Genomic DNA, 13,874 nt, shown 5'->3' with positions numbered 1-13,874 from the left:
TACTTAACCTTTATAAATGATTGAGGAAGCTTTTCCCAATCAATGGAGCAGTTACCCCAAAATTGTCTGCGATGGTCGCACCCAAGTCTGCAAATGTTTCACGGATGCCCAAATGTTCTCCAGCTTGAATACCCTTGTGATAGACAAGCAACGGAACGTATTCTCTCGTATGATCACTGCCATGGTGTACAGGATCGTTTCCATGGTCTGCCGTGATTACCAGCAAATCATTTTCTTGTAGCGCTTCCAAAAGCTCTGGAATACGAGCGTCGAACTCCATCAATGCCTGACCATACCCTTCTGGATCACGGCGATGACCGAACTTCGCATCGAAGTCCACCAGGTTGACAAAAGAAAGACCCGTAAACGATTGTTTCATGGTGCCCAGAATTTGATCTACACCGTCCATGTTATCTTTGGTTCGGATAGATTGGGTAACGCCCTCTTCTGCGTAAATGTCGCTGATTTTGCCAATGGCAATAGAAGCAAGGTCAGCATCTTGCAGACGATTCATGACTGTCGGAGCAAATGGCTTCACGGAATAATCGTGACGATTTGCTGTACGGCTAAAATTACCTGGCTGTCCAACAAATGGACGCGCAATGACACGAGTAACAGCGAACTCATCACGAAGCGTCAACTCACGAGCTACCTCGCAAATATGGTACAGCTCTTCAAGCGGAACAACCTCTTCGTGTGCTGCCACCTGGAATACACTGTCCGCAGATGTATAGACAATGACTGCACCCGTATTCATATGCTCTTCACCAAGCTCGTCGAGAATGTCCGTCCCAGAAGCGACCTTGTTCCCGAGCACCTTGCGGCCAATACGTTGCTCAAATTCTGAGATCAGCTCTTGTGGAAATCCGTCTGGATACGTGTTAAACGGAGTAGACACATGCAGACCCATGATTTCCCAATGACCAGTCGTCGTATCTTTCCCCATGGAGATTTCCTGCATTTTCCCATAATGGGCCATAGGAATTGCTACTGGCTCAACGTTTTGGAGAGGTGCTATATTTCCCAAACCTAATTTTTGCAAGTTGGGCAATGAAAATCCTGCAACTCGTTCCGCAATATGACCTAAGGTGTTCGCTCCTGTATCATTGAACTTAGGCGCATCAGGTTGTTCGCCAATCCCTACGCTGTCCATGACGATCAAAAAAACTCGTGAATACTGCATCTTAACGCCTCCTGTTTACCAGTCATTCGAATTCTATAATCAAGTCGTCAGACGTCTGACCTGATTCAGAAAATTTTTCTCCGCCCGACAATCAGGCGGAGTCGATCGTTTTTTCATACTCATGCTCGCGGATGCGTCTTGGCATAGATGTCCTTAATCCGCGTTCTGGTCACATGTGTGTAAATCTGGGTGGTTGAAATATCAGCATGCCCAAGCATCTCTTGAACAGAGCGCAAATCGGCTCCATTTTCCAGTAAGTGAGTGGCAAAAGAGTGGCGTAGTGTATGGGGTGTAATCTCTGCACGGATGTTTGATTTTTGGGCATATCGTTTAATAATTTTCCAAAAACCTTGCCGTGTAATTTGTTTGCCCAAGTGATTCAGAAATAATGCATTATCGCCAGTTCCTTTTACCAGCTTGGGGCGCCCTGCCTGCAAATAGTGGCGTACCATTTGAATGGCAACCGAGCCTAACGGAATGATTCGCTCTTTTGATCCTTTTCCCAAGCATTTGACAAAACCCATATCCAGATTCACATCAGCACAATCCAGATTGACTAACTCCGAGACACGAATGCCTGTCGCATATAGAAGCTCAAGCAACGCCTTGTCCCGCAGCCCGGCAGGATGATTGACAGGAGGACTTTCCAAAAGACGTTCCACTTCCTCAACAGAGAGCACTTTCGGCAAGCGTTTCTCGATCTTCGGTGTTTCTAGATGAATGGATGGATCTTTGTCTATGTATTTATCCCGAATGAGAAACTGATAAAACGCTCGTATCGATGCCATATTGCGAGAAAGCGTTGCTGTAGCACGTCCTTTTTCCCGTAAAACAAGCAAGTAACCAATGATGTGCGTCCGAGTAGAATCCTCTATTCGAGCAACACCTTGCTCCTGTAAGTACGAGGTAAAGGCCACCATATCCCGTTGATAGGATTCCAGGGTATTTCTCGATAACCCTTTCTCCACAGTCAGGAAATGAATAAACTGATCAATCAGACTGTCCATGAAGCTGTCCCCTTCAGCTGATAAGTATCTTGTATTGCTTTCCACAAAGAAAAAGAAACTCCTGCTTCTCCAGATAAAAAACTCAAACTTGCATTACTCTCCTGTTAAAAAAAAGAGCTGTAGTCGTGCGACATATCCGTCAAAATCCTGTGCCTGAGAGGTATTGATGACTTTTACTACCTTCACCGCATTCCCATGTGGTTCATGATAAGGGTTTGCCGGAAGAAATTTGTCCGCCAGCAAGGTAATGATGCCGTAGGAGAGCAACGTGCAGGTAATGAAAAGAAGCAAAAAACGAAGACCCTCCATCAAGCGGCGATAAGAGACCTTCATCCGTGAGCCTCCTTACAGACTTTCTTTCATTTATATGCACTTGTCCCTTGCTCCATTCGGATCGATCCTCTCTTAGGATTCCACAGGAATAGGTCTGCCATTACAAAAGCTCCCAAGGAAAAAAGAAAAACTTCTCCGTTCCCAGAGAAGTCGACTTTATTTGAAGTCCTCCACGTTCACTTTATCTACACAACGATTGCAGATCCCGTAGAAGGTCAATCGGTGGTCGGTAATATAAAAGTTGTAAACATTCTTGACTTTCTCTTCTGCTGTGACAAGCAGATCTTCAAAAATTTCATCCACCGTACCACAATTGAGGCAAATGAGGTGATGATGGTGATAGGCAGCATTATCATCACGAAGATCGTAACGAGCTACGCCATCGCCAAAATTCATTTTATGAAGGATCTTCAGTTCGCTCAACAGCTCTAATGTCCTGTATACGGTAGCAAGCCCGATTTCCGGTGCTTTATCCTTCACCAACAAGTAAACATCTTCCGCACTCAAGTGATCTTCTTCATTCTCCAACAACACGCGAACAGTGGCTTCACGCTGTGGTGTCAGCTTGTAGTTCTGTGAATGCAACTGCTGCTTAATTTTCTCTAATTTTTCTTCCAACATTAATGCCCCTCCCCGCTCGCATGAAACCTGTTCCTATTATAGTAGAGGGGCATTGAATAAGTCAAATGCATAAGTTCTTACCTGAGAATTATTCTTAATTAAGTACAAGCTGCATCAGCCTAGGGGAAATGAAGGTTTCAAACAAGGCTGCAATCGTCAAAATCGCCAGCATGCTAAGAACAAGAACGGTATAGCCCATAAAATGCGGCATGATGACATCCCTTTTGCTTAGCACTCTCGTTCGTATGAGTCGAAGAGAAAACGAAATTCCGCTGACACCTACAATAAAAAGGGCAGGGACGACTAATAAATTTTGTGGAAGAACACCCACCATGGCAAATGTTACGCCTTGCCATTGGAGTTGACTCACCAAAAAACCGACGGTGAAACCAACCACGACTCCTTTTAAAAAGAGCATCAACAAAATCATAGGCAACCCAATAATGGATAATCCTAGCACCCACATGATCGCTATGGTTTTGGCATAATGACCAAACGCCTGCTGAAAATGGGCACTGGTCTCAGGGATTCCATCACTGCCAAGACTGTTGAAAAAATATTGCAGAAAACCGTACAGCTCCTGCTTCTGTGACAATGGCAGTGAATTGACGAGGACGGCTCCGAAAATAATGCCCATCGTAAACAGGACGATCGTGAACCAGTAGAGTGACTGATGTTCTCTCGCATAGGATTGGATAGTTTGTCCGACTCGTGAACGCACGCTTCGTCGCCTCCCGCTTGGCTGATTACTGTACAGCTTATGCGGACGAGTTCTCCCCTATGACAACCTACATCGGGACGATCTTCCCGTAGGTACCGGCGCCCCCTTTTTGGACTGATAGCTTTCCCTCTCGTGCTCGTACGATAAGCAAAGCGATTTTCTCTCCGACAACATGGGTGAGCTCTTCTTCGTTCACACGATGCAATACGTTCATCTGTGTACCAAACGACCGATACAGCTTATCCAACAATTTCGGACCGATTCCCGGAATGAATTCCAACGGGATTTGCTCGATATAAGTAGGACGGAACGCCGGATGCTGGCCGGCCTCTACATCCGCCAGCTGATCAATGCGCGCTGCAACCCCTCGCACAATTCGTTGGAAGCCGCATTCCGGACATTTGCCTGAGGCATCCGTCGCTAGTAAAGACTGACACCCTTGGCATGCCGTCTGATGATACTTGCCTAGCTCGGGATGCAGACCGTAGTTCACATGAACCCCTCTTCCACCGATGCGCTTAATTGCTTTCACCCACTCTGCGAAGGAGCGCTCTAGCATATACAGCGCTTGATATTCCCGGCCTATCTTCGCCAGAGAATGGGCATCTGAGTTGGTGAGAAAGGTTTTGTCATGCAGCTCGGATATGCGGTCCGCCATCATGGTATTCGCACTCAATCCCAGCTCAACCGCATAGATGAGCGAAAGATCGAGCACTTCCGCCATCGAATCCGTACAGCTCCCATACAACCCTTTATGCGGCGTAAAAATATGTGCGGGGATCAAGAGGCCCTGTAATTGATCGACACAGGCTTGCAATTCCCTAAGTGATGTGTAGATACGCTGAGAACTTAATTGCACATTTTTGCAGCGCTCTGACAGCCACGCAGTAAATTGCTTCATTTCTTGCAGCTTCGGCAGATAAACGAGAAAATGAGCTGCACCACGCCCCGGCTCCTTGATTTCTACTTCGCACCCCAAGATTAGCAAGGTATCTTTGTAGGAAATTCCTCCATCCACCAGTTCAGTGGCTAATCCCTTTTCCAACAGATCTACCAGCTCATCCTGAACCTCCGGTGAATGGGCATCAATAATCCCGATGACATCCATCCCTTTTTTATCTGAGGCTTCCTCCAAAATTTTCGTGAGTGTCATTTGGCGAGAAGCCGTTATTTTCACAGGTTTACCCGTCCACGTACCACCGATGTGAATATGCATATCGCAAAAATACGAAGTAAGCATGGTACTAGCCACGTTCACGCAGCATTTTGTTTTCCCACGCAAACAATGCTACGACTGTCTTGGCATCACGAATTTCTCCACTCTGATGCAAGGCATGCGCTTCTTCCAGTGTTACTTCCAGCACATCAACGAACTCATCCTCGTCCGGCTTGCTTTCTCCTTTTTTCAAACCAGTGGCCACAAAAACATGTAAAATTTCATCCGCGAAGCCTGGCGATGTGTAAAAAGAGCTGAGCGGTGTGTACTGACTCGCAACGTAACCGGTCTCTTCCTCCAGCTCGCGCATTGCACATGCAAGCGGCTCTTCCCCTGGCTCCAGCTTTCCTGCTGGGATTTCTACGATCGTACGCTCCAATGGCTTGCGGAACTGTCGAACCACAACCATTTTGTTATCATCTGTGATCGGCAATATGGCAACCGCTCCTTGATGATTCACAATTTCTCGCTTGGCTGTATTGCCATTGGGCAGAAGCACCTCATCCACCTTGACCTTAATAATTCTTCCGTCATAAATCGGTTGACTGGAAATGGTTTTTTCATATAAGTGATCATATTTATTCACTTCGTCATCATCCTTTTTTCATGAATTCGTTCTAAATCGTCGATTCCCTCCATAAGTTGGGAGCATAGAGCTTGTCCACCTTATTGTATCGGAGGAGATCATGAATGAAAACATATGTTAGCGAAAAGCAATTGCGTATGGTCGGGAAAGCTTGGGAGATCAAGGCTGCACTTCGTTCCTGGTCAAATAAAGACCTAACGCTTCAAGATTACTTGATGAAGCGGGCGAATGCAGGGCGCCGTTAACGGTTTGGACGATGTAGTCCAGACTATTTGCCACAAAATCGGCAGCCATCCATGCCGTTTGAAAAGGTGCAGGGTCCTCTTGCCAATTTCTACCCATCGTAGCAAAGGACAAGCCATACCCCTTTTCCAGTGCTGCCAGTTCTGACAGGTCCGGGACTTTTCCCTTTATGAAAATATGCTTCCCCGGAACTTCTATTGTTTTCATTTGCCGTGAAAGGACTTCATCTCTTTCATCCCCGAAAATCGGGATTGTAACCAGGGCAGGACTAAGAGCAAATCTGTTTACTATTGATACAGTATGATGACTGACACCGAAATGCCTGGTACGTGGGTCTCCAAAACTGATTCTGGGAATAAAAAAGGGTGTTCCTCCGAGAGTGGATACGGCATGAATGACCTCGGCTAACTGAATTCCTGAGAAGCCATAAGGTGTACCCGTACCTGCTACCCCAGGTCCCAGCATACAAACAATGATATCGGCATGCTCTACATGGCGTGCTGCCAGCAAGCCACTATGAATCGTCAACGACTCGCGATCTCCGCCCCACGCATGACCTGTCGTCACTGTCGCAGCCAAGCTCCCAGTTGCTTTTAATTGATGGACGTGCTGGCTCAAGGCAATCGGCAAGGATGCGCCGTCTGGCATGACATATACGATACGGGCATTTGGATTTTTTTTATGCAAAGCAAGGACAGCAACAGGTAGAAGACTGTGCAGCTCGCCAATTAAAACAGGGGTACCTTCCAGGGATAAATCTTCTTGCACAAACAAAGGGTGGTACGGGCTGGTCTGTTCTTCTACCGAATCAACCGCGAGCTGCCATGGTGAATAGCGCATTTTCATGACATGCCCCCACTCATTCGGAAGGACATCGGTTTCCTCCGGTTGAGTAACCTTTCCTACGACAAAATGATACCCGCCTGTCCCCAATTCAAGTCGAACAGCGGTTGTATTGATTAAAAGTAAATCGCCACTTTTATAATCCTCCTGCAAAAAAGACAACACTCTCTCTATTTTGTATCCAGCAACCGATTCTGTCCGGACTTCGAGTATCTGCATCCCTGGTTGCTTTTCCAGAACTTTTTGGACCGTCCCCACCGCCAAACGGAGCACTCAGCTTCCCCCTTTCATTCCTGCCTCGTCCCCGAGCTTTCTATTCAGTCTATGATAAACAGTGGTTGTCTCAATCATGCAAACGAGTAAGCGAACGAACAAAAAGGCCGGAACCCCTCGCAAGGAGATTCCGACCTTCTTTTGGTTACTCTTGTACTTCTGCAATAACAGCAAGCACCAGCTCAGCCGCTTTGTTCAGTTCAGCGATTGGCATACGCTCGCTTTTTGTATGGATTTCTTCATAGCCGATGGCAAAGTTTACGCTTGGCACGTTGTAGCCGTTAAATACGTTACCGTCGCTTCCGCCGCCGCTTGCAACCAGCTCAGGATTGCGGTCAACACGTTTAACTGCTGCAATCGCTTTTTGTACAACAGGCGTTTCTTCGTTGAATTTGTAGCCGTGGTACATAAAGATAACGTCATTTTCGCAAGTAGCACCCATCTCGGCTGCCACTTCTTCAAATGCTGTCGTCATTTTCTTCACTTGAGCTTCCAGCTTGTCCATAACCAAGCTGCGAGCTTCGGACCAAATTTCCACATAATCCGTTACGATATTGTACGCTTTTCCGCCTTCAAAGCGACCGATGTTTGCAGTTGTGTCCGCATCGATACGGCCCAGTGGCATACGGGAAATTGCTTTACTAGCGACTGATATAGCACTGATGCCATCCTCTGGATTCACACCTGCATGCGCTGCTTTGCCGTGGATTTTGGTTACGATGCGATATTGACCAGCACCAGCTACTGTGATTTTTCCAACCGGACCTTCCGAATCGAGGATGAAGCCCATTTCTGCTTTCAGCAGGCTGGAATCCATTGCGCGCGAGCCTACAAGTCCTGACTCTTCTCCCACCGTCAATACGACTTGGATCGTTGGATGTGGCAAGTTTTGCTCTTTCATGCTGCGAATGCCTTCAAAGATCGCCGCGATTCCTGCTTTGTCATCCGCACCGAGGATCGTCGTTCCATCGGAATAAATGTAGCCATCGCGAATTTGTGGCTTGATTCCGTTTCCTGGTACAACCGTATCCATATGACTGCTAAACAGGATGACTGGACCTTTTCCAGTACCCTCCAAGGTTGCAATCAGATTGTTGGCACCATGTCCGGTTTTCGCTGCTGCGTCATCCTCTTCTACGGTAAAGCCCATCGCAATCAGTTTTTCTTTGAGCACCTTGTTGATCTCTGCTTCGTTCTTCGTTTCACTGTCAATTTGGACGAGCTCTAAAAATTCATTTAACAAACGCTCTTGGTTGATCGTACTCACACTCGTTACCTCCTGATCGTACTGCCCGATTTTGGTACATATTCACAAGTTCCAGTATACCGCAAAAAAATTTTTTCTACTACGTAAACGCCTATGATTCTTTCGGATATTGGCATAGCTCATACAAAACGCCATTCGCTGCCTTCGGATGCAAAAATCCAATCAACGCATCGTGCGCACCCGCTTTGGGGACTTCGTGAATTAGCGGTACACCTTGCTCTTTTAATGTGGCTAGACGACCCGAAACGTCATCTACATCAAAAGCAATGTGGTGAATGCCTTCTCCGCGTTTTTCCATAAATTTTGCTATCGGACTCTCATCACTCAACGGCTCTAGTAATTCAATATGACTTTCCCCGATCTTCAAAAATGCCACTCGTACTTGTTCGCTCTCTACGATTTCGGTTCCAACCAACTCCAATCCCAATTGCTCGGTATAAAAGGGAAGCGTCTTTTCCAAGCTTTTTACCGCAATGCCGATATGGGCAATTTTTTTCGGTGCGCTCACGAATCATCATCCTTTTGTAAGTGGTTGTCTCATTGGCTACATTTCGGTACAATTTCAGCATGGGAGAAAAAATGAAAGCCAATGATATCCTTTTCTTCATTCTAGCACAGCCACTTACAGAATCACCTGATAATTTCCTCTACCTTGAAAGGAGGTTTGATTAGAATGAGACACCAATCGCTCTTTGCAAAAATCCTGATCGGCATTCTAATACTCTCACTCATCGTTCCCACGTTTTTTTACTTTCAATAAACGAGTGATGATAAACAATTAAAACCCCTTTCCGACCGAAAAGCGGAAAGGGGTTTTTCGTTTGTCCCAGCTAATTTTTATTTATAAACGTATACGCTGGAAGTTTTCGCATCCCAGCCGACTTTGTAACCAAGATTATCCGTAACGGTACGGATCGGAATCATTGGCATGCCGTTTTTGAGGACAACAGGTGTTGGCAGTTGGATTTCCGTTTTACCTACTTTTGCTGTTTTCGACCCAACTGTAAACTTCACGACTTTGGTTCCACTGATAACAGCAACACTTGTATTGTTCCATTGCGTAGTCAGTGCCAGTGCTTCTTTAAAGAATTGAGCTGGAACCATGGTCGTATTTCCATCTGCAATGTAAGGAGCTACAGAGAGAGGATACGTTTTGCCATGCAGGCTGAAGTTTGCTGTATTTACTTTAAAGGAAGCCGAGTTCGCTGGTATAGTTGTCGATGGTTGTTGCGGCTGTTGTGGTGTTGACGTTACAGGCTTTTGTTGAGGCGGGGATGCCATACCTACACCAACAGCACGAGCAAACAGCAAACCTCTTTCTTCGGAAGTAAATACGCTGATGCTATATGTGTTTTTCACAGCAGGGTTTACGATGTTCGCTGCTGGATTGATCACGATATTAGCGTTCGTTGCCGCAGGAATATCCTGAGACGGATAAATCAGAACGTTTTGTCCACGAACTGCAACAAAATTCGCACCTGCACCATTCACAGAGATGTTAGCTGGCGCGATGTAAGCCGGTACCTTGTAGCCTACCGGGAATACGATCTCGATGAAATCGCGTTGCTTTTGCAGACCAACTCCCAATCCCTTGATTGCCACGTTCAGCCCCGTCTGCTTGCCAATTGCATTTTGTGTCAATGCGATAGTTGCAGTGCTGTTGTTAGTAGCTGTATTTGGTACAGGTACTGAAGTTGTTGGGTTGGTTGGATTCGTTGGCGTCGGGTTCACCGAAGAGCCACCGACGCTGAAGGATTTGGATTCCAAGGTTCTTCCGGAAACAGTAGCCTTCAACGTATAGCTGCCAGCCGTTTTAGGATTGGAAATCCATGCTCCGTAAGTAACTTCAACCTTCACTCTGCTATTGGCACTGAAGCCAGTTGGCGCTACCAACGCGATTCTATTTCCAACTGCAGTTGCTTTTTTCGCAGGTTTCCCATTGAGTAAAAAGTCTGATGCAGTCAAAATACCCGGTACCATGTCAGATGACGGGAATTCGAGAACCAGTTCCCCATCTGCTTTCAATTCTTTGCTACCGAAGTCAGTGTCAAAGGTGTAGCTGGTACGAGCTCCTGCGCCCGGATCGGACAGGTTCACTGTAAAGCTGTCGGAAGCGCTACTAGGGCTGGAACCGTTCTTCGTAATTTCAACATCTTCTGATTCATATGTAGTTCCATCATATTTCACTTTGAAAACGTGCTTGCCTCCGGAATCAGGGTTCTCAATTCCAGCATCCTTGTCAAATTCCAAGGTGATGTAATCATCTGCGTCTGCACCACTCGGAATTTTGACATCAACCGTACTGCCACTAACACTAACAGATTTCGCTGTATATCCGTTTACTTTTACATCCTCTTCATCGATGCTTGATGGCAGCATGTTTTTCTCTGGGAAAGTGATAGTAATCGTGGAGTTTGTCTCCAGCTCATCACTTCCTTTGAGAGAAATTTTGCCAAGCTTGAGGCTGACTTTTTCTCCAGCTGCTTTGCTGCTCAACGATACAGCGTAATCTTTGCTGGACTTGCTACTGTTGCTTGAGCCGCTTTTTTTGATATCTACATCATCCGATTCCGAATCCTCGTCACCCGCTTCTACACTTACGCTGTATGAACCTTTGTCATCGGGATTCGTGATACCACTCGTAATTTTAATTTTAATTTTATCGCCTTTATCTAATTCTTCATCTGTCTTGATTGTAATTTCTTCTCCATCAACACTTACTTTCTTCACATCGAAGCTAGCATCAATATCGTCCGTATCAATGTCATCGATATCAAAATCAGAATCGAATTCGATGGTAATGGATTCTCCACTATCCAGGTCTTCTTCTAGCTTGAATTCAATGGTGTAGTCACTTTCTTTACCTGCACCATCGTTTTCAGCCGTTACCGACAATTTTTCAATAGCATGTGCTTGCTGCGGTACTGACACAAATGGCGTAGCGGCCAGCGCTGATGCCAGCACTATTGGTAGTGCTTTTTTACTTTTTTCCATGTTTTTCCTCCCGTATTTACCCTTTATCTGGAAATTCTCTCTAGCAGGACGCTACCAGTCTACCACAAATGCTATCTGGTGGGAATCTCTTCTAGTTCATTTTAGAGACACACTGACTCCATTTGCTAAGACGAGGATGCTTATAAAAAAGTTACATACGTAATGATCGATTTGGAAATTTTTTTTGAAATTCTTTTATCAAAAAAACCAGGTCTTTACTTGACCTGGTTTTTCCACACCCTAGTACAGCTTGGTATCCGGTCCTACATTCTCAAGCTTTTGCTTCACACTCTGCAGGAATCGTCCACATATCAGGCCATCCAGCACGCGATGATCCAAGGACATGCACAGATTGACCATAGAACGCACTGCGATCATGTCGTTAATGACGACAGGACGTTTCACAATGGACTCGACACTAAGAATCGCAGCTTGCGGAGCATTGATAATCGGCTGGGACAAAACGGAGCCAAAGGAGCCTGTGTTGTTAACCGTAAAGGTCCCGCCTGTCATGTCATCCATCGTCAATTTCCCTGCACGGGTACGTGCTGCCAGATCATCGACTGCCTTAGCAATGCCAAGAATTGATTTTTGGTCAGCATGCTTGATGACAGGAACATAGAGAGCATCTTCCGTAGCTACTGCGATGGAGATGTTGATGTCCTTTTTCACAATGATTTTGTCATGTGCCCATGTGGAATTGATCATCGGGTACTCTTTCAACGCTTCGACGACCGCTTTGATAAAGAACGGCAGGAACGTGAGGTTGAGCCCTTCTTTTTTCGCAAATTCGCCTTTTGCCTGATTACGGAAGTTAACGAGATTAGTCACGTCTACTTCGACCATCGTCCAAGCATGTGGAGCTTCATGCTTGCTCTGTACCATCCGGTTTGCAATCGTACGACGAATAGACGTAACAGGTACAACTTGATCACCGCTTGCAACCGGAATATCTACAGAAACAGCAGGAGTTGTAGCTGATGCTGCCGGTGCAGGTGTTGAAACGACAGTAGTTTGCTCGAGTGCTGCCACAGGAGCCTGCGCGATTGTTTCTTTCACTGTCTCAGCTGGCTTTTGGCCGCCCGCGTCGATAATCGCTTGGACATCTTTGCGCGTAATACGACCGCCTGCTCCAGTCCCTACAACGCGGGATAAATCAATGCCATGTTGCTGTGAGAGCATGACTACAGCAGGTGAATAACGTTGTTTTGGTCCATCGACGACTGGTGCTTGCTGAATAGATACAGCCGGCGTAGCTGCCTTTGGCTGCTCGGTTACAGGTGCTTGTGTAGCCGTAGTTTCCGTTAAGCTAGCAGGCGCTGCAGCTCCACCTTCCGCACCACTTTCTTCTATATATAGGATCAATGTGCCGACAGCGACTGTCTCACCTTCTGGCACGACGATCTCAGTAACGCGTCCTGAAACGGTAGAAGGAACCTCTGCATTTACTTTATCCGTCGTCACTTCAGCCAACGAGTCGTATTTCTTGACCGTGTCGCCTACATTGACCAACCATTTGCTAATCGTGCCCTCGGTCACGCTCTCTCCGAGCTGGGGCATAAGTACTTTCGTTGCCATGATTCTTGGTCCTCCTCGCCTTAAAAGTTGGCCAGCTCGCGCATTGCTTCCAATACTTTTTCCGGGTTCAGCATAAAGTATTTTTCCATTGGCGGGCTGTATGGCATAGCCGGTACATCTGGACCGCATAGACGTTTAATCGGTGCATCCAAATCGAACAGGCAATGCTCCGCTACAATGGCAGCTACCTCACCGCCAACGCCACCTTCTTTGTTGTCCTCGTGTACGATCAATACTTTGCCTGTCTTCGAAGCCGCTTCTACAATCGCTTCTTTGTCCAACGGATACAGTGTGCGCAAATCGAGAACATGCGCGCTGATGCCTTCTTGTGCGAGCTTTTCCGCAGCTTGCAGTGCGAAGTGCAGAGTCAAACCGTAGGAGATGACCGTGATGTCTGTACCCTCTCGCTTGACGTCCGCTTTGCCAATCGGCAGCACATAGTCGTCCTCAGGCACTTCGCCTTTGATTAAACGATAGCAGCGCTTGTGCTCGAAAAAGAGCACCGGATCTTCATCGCGAATGGCTGCTTTCAGTAGACCTTTTGCATCATAAGGTGTCGAAGGTGCCACTACTTTCAAACCAGGAGTGTTCGTGAACATCGCTTCCACAGATTGCGAGTGGTACAGTGCACCATGAACCCCGCCACCGAATGGAGCACGAATCGTGATCGGGCAGTGCCAATCGTTGTTCGAACGATAGCGCATTTTCGCCGCCTCACTGACAATTTGGTTCACAGCTGGCATGATGAAATCCGCAAACTGGATCTCCGCGATTGGACGCATACCATAAGCTGCCGCACCAATCCCTACACCGACAATAGCGGATTCAGCCAATGGGGTATCAATCACGCGCTCCTCGCCAAACTCTTCAATCAATCCGTTTGTCGCACGGAAAACCCCACCGCGTACGCCAACGTCTTCTCCGAGGATAAACACATTGGAATCGCGACGCATTTCTTCACGCATCGCCATTGTAATTGCATCAATAAAAGAAATGACTGCCATAAAAG

Annotated in this window: 13 protein-coding genes and 1 pseudogene; 1 reads left to right on the top strand and 13 read right to left on the bottom strand. The window is 46.7% G+C overall.

The genetic code is table 11. The features are described 5' to 3' along the window. Positions 1-10: 10 nt before the first annotated feature. The 7 genes from deoB to ACM6JA_RS13960 all read right to left on the bottom strand — a co-directional run bounded on the left by deoB (position 11) and on the right by ACM6JA_RS13960 (position 5,667). Entirely contained in the window at positions 11-1,183 is a 1,173-nt protein-coding gene (gene deoB / locus ACM6JA_RS13990) for a phosphopentomutase (protein WP_414852762.1), read from the bottom strand. Positions 1,184-1,302: 119 nt separating this feature from the next. Next, on the bottom strand, positions 1,303-2,190 hold the full coding sequence (gene xerD, locus ACM6JA_RS13985; protein ID WP_414852761.1) for a site-specific tyrosine recombinase XerD: 888 nt from the start codon (positions 2,188-2,190) through the stop codon (positions 1,303-1,305). A 93-nt stretch (positions 2,191-2,283) separates the two neighbouring features. Further along, positions 2,284-2,523, bottom strand: coding sequence for a YqzK family protein (locus ACM6JA_RS13980; protein ID WP_007720735.1), 240 nt, complete (start codon positions 2,521-2,523; stop codon positions 2,284-2,286). A 156-nt stretch (positions 2,524-2,679) separates the two neighbouring features. Then, the gene (locus ACM6JA_RS13975; RefSeq protein WP_007720739.1) at positions 2,680-3,144 is read right to left on the bottom strand and encodes a Fur family transcriptional regulator; all 465 of its coding nucleotides are present in this window, start codon (positions 3,142-3,144) and stop codon (positions 2,680-2,682) included. Between the two features lie 94 nt (positions 3,145-3,238). Continuing rightward, on the bottom strand, positions 3,239-3,865 hold the full coding sequence (gene spoIIM / locus ACM6JA_RS13970; RefSeq protein ID WP_144616136.1) for a stage II sporulation protein M: 627 nt from the start codon (positions 3,863-3,865) through the stop codon (positions 3,239-3,241). 67 nt (positions 3,866-3,932) lie between these two features. Continuing rightward, positions 3,933-5,105 carry an endonuclease Q family protein gene (locus ACM6JA_RS13965; RefSeq protein ID WP_414852760.1) on the bottom strand — a complete coding sequence of 391 codons (1,173 nt, stop codon included), beginning with the start codon at positions 5,103-5,105 and terminating at the stop codon, positions 3,933-3,935. A 4-nt stretch (positions 5,106-5,109) separates the two neighbouring features. After that, positions 5,110-5,667 carry an NUDIX domain-containing protein gene (locus ACM6JA_RS13960; RefSeq protein WP_414852759.1) on the bottom strand — a complete coding sequence of 186 codons (558 nt, stop codon included), beginning with the start codon at positions 5,665-5,667 and terminating at the stop codon, positions 5,110-5,112. Between the two features lie 104 nt (positions 5,668-5,771). On the opposite strand from ACM6JA_RS13960, the pseudogene mciZ reads away from it, so the two are divergent. Further along, positions 5,772-5,828 (top strand): annotated as a pseudogene (mciZ, locus tag ACM6JA_RS13955) (Z-ring formation inhibitor MciZ); the annotation flags it as partial. Here mciZ and ACM6JA_RS13950 read toward each other — a convergent pair. The 6 genes from ACM6JA_RS13950 to ACM6JA_RS13925 all read right to left on the bottom strand — a co-directional run bounded on the left by ACM6JA_RS13950 (position 5,827) and on the right by ACM6JA_RS13925 (position 13,869). Continuing rightward, positions 5,827-7,026, bottom strand: coding sequence for a DUF3866 family protein (locus ACM6JA_RS13950; protein WP_414852758.1), 1,200 nt, complete (start codon positions 7,024-7,026; stop codon positions 5,827-5,829). The pseudogene mciZ and the gene ACM6JA_RS13950 sit on opposite strands and share 2 nt — an antisense overlap. A gap of 145 nt (positions 7,027-7,171) precedes the next feature. Further along, positions 7,172-8,293 carry a M20/M25/M40 family metallo-hydrolase gene (locus ACM6JA_RS13945; protein ID WP_007720755.1) on the bottom strand — a complete coding sequence of 374 codons (1,122 nt, stop codon included), beginning with the start codon at positions 8,291-8,293 and terminating at the stop codon, positions 7,172-7,174. Positions 8,294-8,384: 91 nt separating this feature from the next. Continuing rightward, on the bottom strand, positions 8,385-8,801 hold the full coding sequence (gene mce / locus ACM6JA_RS13940; RefSeq protein ID WP_414852757.1) for a methylmalonyl-CoA epimerase: 417 nt from the start codon (positions 8,799-8,801) through the stop codon (positions 8,385-8,387). Between the two features lie 329 nt (positions 8,802-9,130). Further along, the gene (locus ACM6JA_RS13935) at positions 9,131-11,287 is read right to left on the bottom strand and encodes a copper amine oxidase N-terminal domain-containing protein (protein WP_414852756.1); all 2,157 of its coding nucleotides are present in this window, start codon (positions 11,285-11,287) and stop codon (positions 9,131-9,133) included. A gap of 240 nt (positions 11,288-11,527) precedes the next feature. Continuing rightward, positions 11,528-12,865, bottom strand: a complete 1,338-nt coding sequence (locus ACM6JA_RS13930) for a dihydrolipoamide acetyltransferase family protein (RefSeq protein ID WP_414852755.1) — start codon at positions 12,863-12,865, stop codon at positions 11,528-11,530. A gap of 20 nt (positions 12,866-12,885) precedes the next feature. Then, positions 12,886-13,869, bottom strand: coding sequence for an alpha-ketoacid dehydrogenase subunit beta (locus ACM6JA_RS13925; RefSeq protein ID WP_007720847.1), 984 nt, complete (start codon positions 13,867-13,869; stop codon positions 12,886-12,888). Positions 13,870-13,874: the final 5 nt, after the last annotated feature.

The organism is Brevibacillus sp. IT-7CA2 (genome assembly GCF_949767855.1).
Classification (GTDB): Bacteria; Bacillota; Bacilli; order Brevibacillales; family Brevibacillaceae; genus Brevibacillus.
Note: the sequence above shows the minus strand (reverse complement) of the source record. Positions and strands in the feature narration are given on the sequence as shown.

Excerpts from the sequence above, each read along its gene's own strand:
- deoB (WP_414852762.1), bottom strand. The coding sequence starts at position 1,183 with ATGCAGTATTCACGAGTTTTTTTGATCGTCATGGACAGCGTAGGGATT.
- xerD (WP_414852761.1), bottom strand. The coding sequence starts at position 2,190 with ATGGACAGTCTGATTGATCAGTTTATTCATTTCCTGACTGTGGAGAAA.
- ACM6JA_RS13980 (WP_007720735.1), bottom strand. The coding sequence starts at position 2,523 with ATGAAGGTCTCTTATCGCCGCTTGATGGAGGGTCTTCGTTTTTTGCTT.
- ACM6JA_RS13975 (WP_007720739.1), bottom strand. The coding sequence starts at position 3,144 with ATGTTGGAAGAAAAATTAGAGAAAATTAAGCAGCAGTTGCATTCACAG.
- ACM6JA_RS13965 (WP_414852760.1), bottom strand. The coding sequence starts at position 5,105 with ATGCTTACTTCGTATTTTTGCGATATGCATATTCACATCGGTGGTACG.
- ACM6JA_RS13935 (WP_414852756.1), bottom strand. The coding sequence starts at position 11,287 with ATGGAAAAAAGTAAAAAAGCACTACCAATAGTGCTGGCATCAGCGCTG.
- ACM6JA_RS13930 (WP_414852755.1), bottom strand. The coding sequence starts at position 12,865 with ATGGCAACGAAAGTACTTATGCCCCAGCTCGGAGAGAGCGTGACCGAG.
- ACM6JA_RS13925 (WP_007720847.1), bottom strand. The coding sequence starts at position 13,869 with ATGGCAGTCATTTCTTTTATTGATGCAATTACAATGGCGATGCGTGAA.